9 protein-coding genes and 1 other annotated feature are annotated in these 5,481 nt (G+C 33.3%); of the genes, 8 read left to right on the forward strand and 1 reads right to left on the reverse strand.

The features are described 5' to 3' along the window. The first annotated feature begins 17 nt into the window (after positions 1-17). The 8 genes from tuf to rplL all read left to right on the forward strand — a co-directional run bounded on the left by tuf (position 18) and on the right by rplL (position 5,078). Positions 18-1,211 carry an elongation factor Tu gene (gene tuf, locus BUB51_RS12040; RefSeq protein ID WP_073196251.1) on the forward strand — a complete coding sequence of 398 codons (1,194 nt, stop codon included), beginning with the start codon at positions 18-20 and terminating at the stop codon, positions 1,209-1,211. A gap of 387 nt (positions 1,212-1,598) precedes the next feature. Then, positions 1,599-1,748 carry a 50S ribosomal protein L33 gene (gene rpmG / locus BUB51_RS12045; protein ID WP_035164333.1) on the forward strand — a complete coding sequence of 50 codons (150 nt, stop codon included), beginning with the start codon at positions 1,599-1,601 and terminating at the stop codon, positions 1,746-1,748. 87 nt (positions 1,749-1,835) lie between these two features. Continuing rightward, on the forward strand, positions 1,836-2,045 hold the full coding sequence (secE, locus tag BUB51_RS12050) for a preprotein translocase subunit SecE (RefSeq protein WP_073198030.1): 210 nt from the start codon (positions 1,836-1,838) through the stop codon (positions 2,043-2,045). A 46-nt stretch (positions 2,046-2,091) separates the two neighbouring features. Further along, complete coding sequence (nusG, locus tag BUB51_RS12055; RefSeq protein WP_035164323.1) at positions 2,092-2,619, forward strand: transcription termination/antitermination protein NusG; 528 nt, start codon at positions 2,092-2,094, stop codon at positions 2,617-2,619. A 111-nt stretch (positions 2,620-2,730) separates the two neighbouring features. Further along, positions 2,731-3,156: a 50S ribosomal protein L11 gene (rplK, locus tag BUB51_RS12060; protein WP_035164320.1), complete on the forward strand. Its 426-nt coding sequence runs from the start codon at positions 2,731-2,733 to the stop codon at positions 3,154-3,156. Positions 3,157-3,211: 55 nt separating this feature from the next. Beyond that, positions 3,212-3,910, forward strand: a complete 699-nt coding sequence (rplA, locus tag BUB51_RS12065; RefSeq protein WP_035164319.1) for a 50S ribosomal protein L1 — start codon at positions 3,212-3,214, stop codon at positions 3,908-3,910. 56 nt (positions 3,911-3,966) lie between these two features. Next, positions 3,967-4,096: a sequence feature (ribosomal protein L10 leader region), on the forward strand. 27 nt (positions 4,097-4,123) lie between these two features. Then, complete coding sequence (rplJ, locus tag BUB51_RS12070) at positions 4,124-4,648, forward strand: 50S ribosomal protein L10 (RefSeq protein ID WP_035164317.1); 525 nt, start codon at positions 4,124-4,126, stop codon at positions 4,646-4,648. A gap of 46 nt (positions 4,649-4,694) precedes the next feature. Next, positions 4,695-5,078: a 50S ribosomal protein L7/L12 gene (rplL, locus tag BUB51_RS12075; protein ID WP_073198031.1), complete on the forward strand. Its 384-nt coding sequence runs from the start codon at positions 4,695-4,697 to the stop codon at positions 5,076-5,078. An 86-nt stretch (positions 5,079-5,164) separates the two neighbouring features. Here rplL and BUB51_RS12080 read toward each other — a convergent pair. Next, the coding region (locus BUB51_RS12080; protein WP_073198033.1) for a hypothetical protein at positions 5,165-5,481 on the reverse strand (317 nt) is incomplete at its 5' end.

Consider the following 5,481-nt stretch of genomic DNA (forward strand, 5'->3'; position numbering starts at 1 on the left):
ATAAAGGAGGAAGAGGAATGGCAAAGGCAAAATTTGAGAGAACAAAGCCACACGTAAACATAGGAACAATAGGACACGTAGACCACGGAAAAACAACATTAACAGCAGCGATAACAACAGTATTAAATAAGAGATATGGAACAGGAGAAGCAGTAGCATTTGAAAATATAGACAAAGCACCAGAAGAAAGAGAGAGAGGAATTACAATATCAACAGCACACGTAGAGTACGAAACACCAAATAGACACTATGCACACGTTGACTGTCCAGGACACGCAGACTACGTAAAGAACATGATAACAGGAGCAGCACAAATGGACGGAGCGATATTAGTAGTATCAGCAGCAGACGGTCCAATGCCACAAACAAGAGAGCACATATTATTATCAAGACAGGTAGGAGTACCAAAGATAGTAGTATTTTTAAACAAAGCAGACATGGTAGATGACGAAGAATTAATAGAATTAGTAGAGATGGAAGTAAGAGAATTATTAAACGAATATGAATTTGACGGAGACAACACACCAGTAGTAGTAGGATCAGCATTAAAAGCATTAGAAGATCCAGATGGAGAATGGGGAGATAAGATAGTAGAATTAATGGAGAAAGTAGACGAAACAATACCAACACCAGAAAGAGATACAGACAAACCATTCTTAATGCCAGTAGAGGACGTATTTAGTATAACAGGACGTGGAACAGTAGCAACAGGAAGAGTAGAAAGAGGAACATTAAAAGTACAAGACCAAGTAGAGATAGTAGGATTAACAGACGAACCAAGAACAGTAGTAGTAACAGGAGTAGAGATGTTCAGGAAGATGTTAGACGAAGCACAAGCAGGAGACAACATAGGAGCATTATTAAGAGGAGTACAAAGGGACGAAATAGAGAGAGGTCAAGTATTAGCTAAGCCAGGAACAATCACACCACATACAAAATTCAAAGCAGAAGTATACGTATTAACAAAAGAAGAAGGTGGAAGACATACACCATTCTTCAATGGATACAGACCACAATTTTATTTTAGAACAACAGACGTAACAGGAACAATTAATTTAGAAGAGGGCGTAGAGATGTGCATGCCAGGAGATAATGCAAGATTTACAATAGAGTTAATCACACCAATAGCATTAGAGGAAGGATTAAGATTTGCGATTCGTGAAGGTGGAAGAACTGTAGGAGCAGGTGTTGTTACTGAAATTATTGAATAATAACAAAATCTTCAATTTAAATAAATTTAAATTAAAGAAGATTTTGTTGAAATTTATTACGGAAATTATATTCTAAAAGGGATATAATTTCCTATAAATTATAAAAGGCTAGGTCCTTTGGGCCTAGTCTTTTTTAAAGAAAATTATAAAATATAAATATTTGGTAAAATTTTTAGCAAAGAGTATAAAAAGCTGTGTAAGGAAATAATATCAGTGGATATGTTAAGTGATGCAATCAAATTCAAATAAAAGATTTTGATATTGACATAACTTACAAATTATGATAGTTTATATTAGTGGTATAGTTTAATATTGGGTAGGTGTGCCCGAATAGAAGGAATGGTTCAATTCATATATATATTTACTGTGGACTAGGAGGTGTTGATAGTGAGAGTAAACATTACATTAGCTTGTACAGAATGTAAACAAAGAAATTACAGTACAACTAAGAATAAGAAAAACAATCCTGACAGAATAGAGATGAAAAAATATTGTAAGTTCTGCAAAACTCATACAATTCATAAAGAAACTAAGTAGTATCAGAAGGAAGTCTATATATTAGATACTTTAATTTTTAGTTTATGTTTTTTATAAGTTAAAAAAATAGGTAAGGGTGTGAAGCTGATGGCTGCTCAGACAAGTGCTGGTAAAGGCGCAAAAATTGGGGGGTTCTTTAAAGGCGTTAAAGCTGAATTGAAAAAAGTAAGCTGGCCTAATAAAAAACAGCTTGTTAACTATACGACTGTTGTTTTAGTTAGCTGTGGATTAATGGCTTTATTAGTTTGGCTTCTTGATACGATAGCACATCAACTATTGAAATTTATATTAGGTTAAATAAGGATAAAGGAGGGAAGGACCTTTTAATAGGTTCCCGAGAGCTATGACAGATAAGTCTGATAAAGCTAAATGGTATGTAGTTCATACTTATTCAGGTCATGAGAATAAAGTAAAAGCAAATATTGAGAAGCTAGTAGAAAATAGAGGTATGCAGGATGTAATATTAGAAGTGAGAGTACCTACCGAGGAGCATATAGAAATTAAAGATGGAAAGAAAAAGGTAAAAGAGAGAAAGATGTTTCCAGGGTATGTTATGATAAAAATGGTAATGAATGATGAAACATGGTATTTAGTTAGAAATACGAGGGGAGTTACAGGGTTCGTTGGACCTGGTTCTAAACCCGTTCCATTAACAGATGAAGAAATTAAGATGATGGGTGTGCAAGAACCTTTACCACAAATAGGAATTAATGTTGGTGATACTATTAAAGTAATAGCAGGACCATTTGAGAATTTTATTGGGACTGTTGATAGCATAAATTTAGAAAGACGAAAATTAAAAGCATATATATCTATGTTTGGTAGGGAGACTTTAGTTGAACTTGATTTTGAACAGGTAGATACATTATAATCATGTATTAGATATGTCAATCAAGCTAAATAGCTTTATAATAGATATTTAGTGTTAATGTGGGAGGGAATAGCCCGCATAACCACAATTTAACAAGGAGGTGTAACAACAATGGCGAAGAAAGTTATGGCTGTAGTTAAACTACAAATCCCAGCTGGTAAAGCGACTCCAGCACCACCAGTAGGTACTGCATTAGGACCACATGGTGTTAATATAATGGGATTTTGTAAAGAGTTTAATGCGAAAACTGCTGATCAAGCTGGTATGATTATTCCAGTTGTGATTACAATTTACCAAGATAGATCATTTAGTTTCATAACAAAGACTCCTCCGGTAGCTGTATTATTAAAGAAAGCATTAGGAATAGAGAAGGGCTCCGGAGAACCAAATAAAAATAAAGTTGCTAAGATATCAAAAGATAAGATAAGAGAAATTGCAGAAATTAAGATGCCAGACTTAAATACTGACAATATAGAGTCAGCTATGAGTATGGTTGCTGGTACAGCAAGAAGTATGGGAATTGTTGTTGAAGAATAGTCGGCAAGTGGGAGGTACTTGTTAGACCGTTAATACCACAAGGGAGGTTGAGAATATGCCAAAAAGAGGTAAAAAGTATCAAGAGAGCTTAAAATTAATTGACAAACAAAAATTATATGATCCAGAAGAAGCGATTGAGCTTGTTCAAAAAACAGCTAAAGCTAAATTTGATGAAACAGTTGAATTATCAGTAAAATTGGGAGTAGACCCAAGACATGCTGATCAACAAGTTAGAGGAGCTGTTGTTTTACCACATGGTACTGGTAAAACAAGAAAAGTTTTAGTTTTTGCTAAAGGTGAAAAGGCTAAGGAAGCTGAAAATGCAGGAGCAGACTATGTAGGAGCTGAAGAATATATTAATAAGATTCAAAATGAGAACTGGTTTGATTTTGATGTTGTAGTTGCGACTCCTGACATGATGGGTATGGTAGGTAGACTTGGTAGAATATTAGGACCAAAAGGACTTATGCCAAATCCAAAGTCAGGTACAGTAACATTTGACGTTGCAAAAGCAGTTAAAGATATTAAAGCTGGTAAAGTTGAATACAGAGTAGATAAAACTTCTATTGTTCACGTTCCAATTGGAAAAGTTTCTTTCGGCAGCGAAAAGTTATTAGAAAACTTCAAGACTATTATGGAAGCTATTATTAAAGCTAAACCAGCTGCAGCAAAAGGAAGATACTTAAGAAGCGTTACTGTTTCAAGTACAATGGGTCCAGGAATAAAAATAAATTCGCAAAAATTAATGGACTAAAAATAGTTGACAAGATATTATTTTGCTGGTAGAATTATATTGTTATGATTGTAATAGATAATTTAATATTTTAACCGTAGACAGTAGGTACTCTTGTGAGTTTAAATTTGCCTACCGAGGTTGTTTTTTAAGTGATAGGAAACAATAGCCTCTCTGTGTCTACGGAGAGGCTTTAATTGTGCTTAAGTTTCCGCAATAAGGAGGTGGACCTGGATGAGTAATAAGATTGAACAAAAAAAGCAGATAGTTCAAGAAATTAAAGATAAGATTGATAGAGCCCAAGCAGTTGTGTTAGTTGACTATAGAGGGCTAAATGTTGAGGAAGTAAATGAATTAAGAAAGAAATACAGAGAAGCTGGAGTAGAATATAAAGTTTATAAAAATACTCTAATGAGATTTGCATTTAAAGAAGCAGGTTTAGAAGAGTTCAATAACTACTTAACAGGACCTAATGCAGTGGCTTTTAGTTATGACGATCCAGTTTCAGCTGCAAAAGTAACAAGTGAGTTTGCTAAAGAACATGATAAATTAGAAATCAAAGCAGGTATAGTTGATGGAGAGATTATTGATATAAATAGAGTTAAAGAATTAGCAAACTTACCATCAAGAGAAGTATTAATAGCACAAGTACTTGGTGGCTTAAATGGTCCTATTACAGGATTTGCTAATGTTCTTCAAGGTACTATTAGAAAGCTAGTATATGCTTTAAATGCTATAAAAGAAAAACAAGAAGCTTAAATTAAGAATTAAAATGAAAAAAGAAAAAATAATGGAGGGATAATAAATGGCAAGTGAAAAAGTGACTAAGTTAATTGAAGAAGTTAAAAATTTAACTGTATTAGAATTATCAGAATTAGTAAAAGCATTAGAAGAGGAGTTTGGAGTAAGTGCACAAGCTCCAGTAGCTATGGCAGCTATGCCAATGGGTGGAGCAGCTCAAGCAGCTCAAGAAGAAAAAACTGAATTTGATGTAGTATTATCAAGCGCTGGAAGCCAAAAAATCAAAGTAATCAAAGTAGTTAGAGAGTTAACTGGATTAGGATTAAAAGAAGCTAAAGAATTAGTTGACAATGCTCCAAAGACATTAAAAGAAGGAGTATCAAAAGAAGAAGCTGAAGAATTAAAAGCTAAATTAGAAGAAGCAGGAGCTAGCGTAGAAATAAAATAGTAGACTAAAAATACTCCGGTATTTACCGGAGTATTTTTTTTCTATATAACTTCAATTCGTAATATGAAAAATTAAATTCATCTATGCTATACTAAAGCTAAAATAGGATCAAGGAGTGATTGAATCTCTTCGCTACAAGAACTATACAATTTTATAAATTCTAGGAAGTTGAAGATTGCAAAGTACCTACCCCTGTAGATTATTACTTTCTTTTCTTTTTTACATACATACTTCTTTATAGCTACTGGTAAACTTTTTTTGGCATACTTTTGCCCTTCTTCTGTGTTTTTGTATATTTGAAAATACATATATCCTATCAATAACATAACTATATGAAATACTATAAAGTTGTATTTTGTACTTTTAAAATCTTCTAATTTCCAAAATTCTTTTATTTGTCTAT

The organism is Caloranaerobacter azorensis DSM 13643, from assembly GCF_900129995.1.
Classification (GTDB): domain Bacteria; phylum Bacillota; class Clostridia; order Tissierellales; family Thermohalobacteraceae; genus Caloranaerobacter; species Caloranaerobacter azorensis.

What these genes read in the sequence shown, in the direction of transcription:
- tuf (WP_073196251.1), top strand. Translation starts at nt 18, where the DNA reads ATGGCAAAGGCAAAATTTGAGAGAACAAAGCCACACGTAAACATAGGA.
- secE (WP_073198030.1), top strand. Translation starts at nt 1,836, where the DNA reads ATGGCTGCTCAGACAAGTGCTGGTAAAGGCGCAAAAATTGGGGGGTTC.
- nusG (WP_035164323.1), top strand. Translation starts at nt 2,092, where the DNA reads ATGACAGATAAGTCTGATAAAGCTAAATGGTATGTAGTTCATACTTAT.
- rplK (WP_035164320.1), top strand. Translation starts at nt 2,731, where the DNA reads ATGGCGAAGAAAGTTATGGCTGTAGTTAAACTACAAATCCCAGCTGGT.
- rplA (WP_035164319.1), top strand. Translation starts at nt 3,212, where the DNA reads ATGCCAAAAAGAGGTAAAAAGTATCAAGAGAGCTTAAAATTAATTGAC.
- rplJ (WP_035164317.1), top strand. Translation starts at nt 4,124, where the DNA reads ATGAGTAATAAGATTGAACAAAAAAAGCAGATAGTTCAAGAAATTAAA.
- rplL (WP_073198031.1), top strand. Translation starts at nt 4,695, where the DNA reads ATGGCAAGTGAAAAAGTGACTAAGTTAATTGAAGAAGTTAAAAATTTA.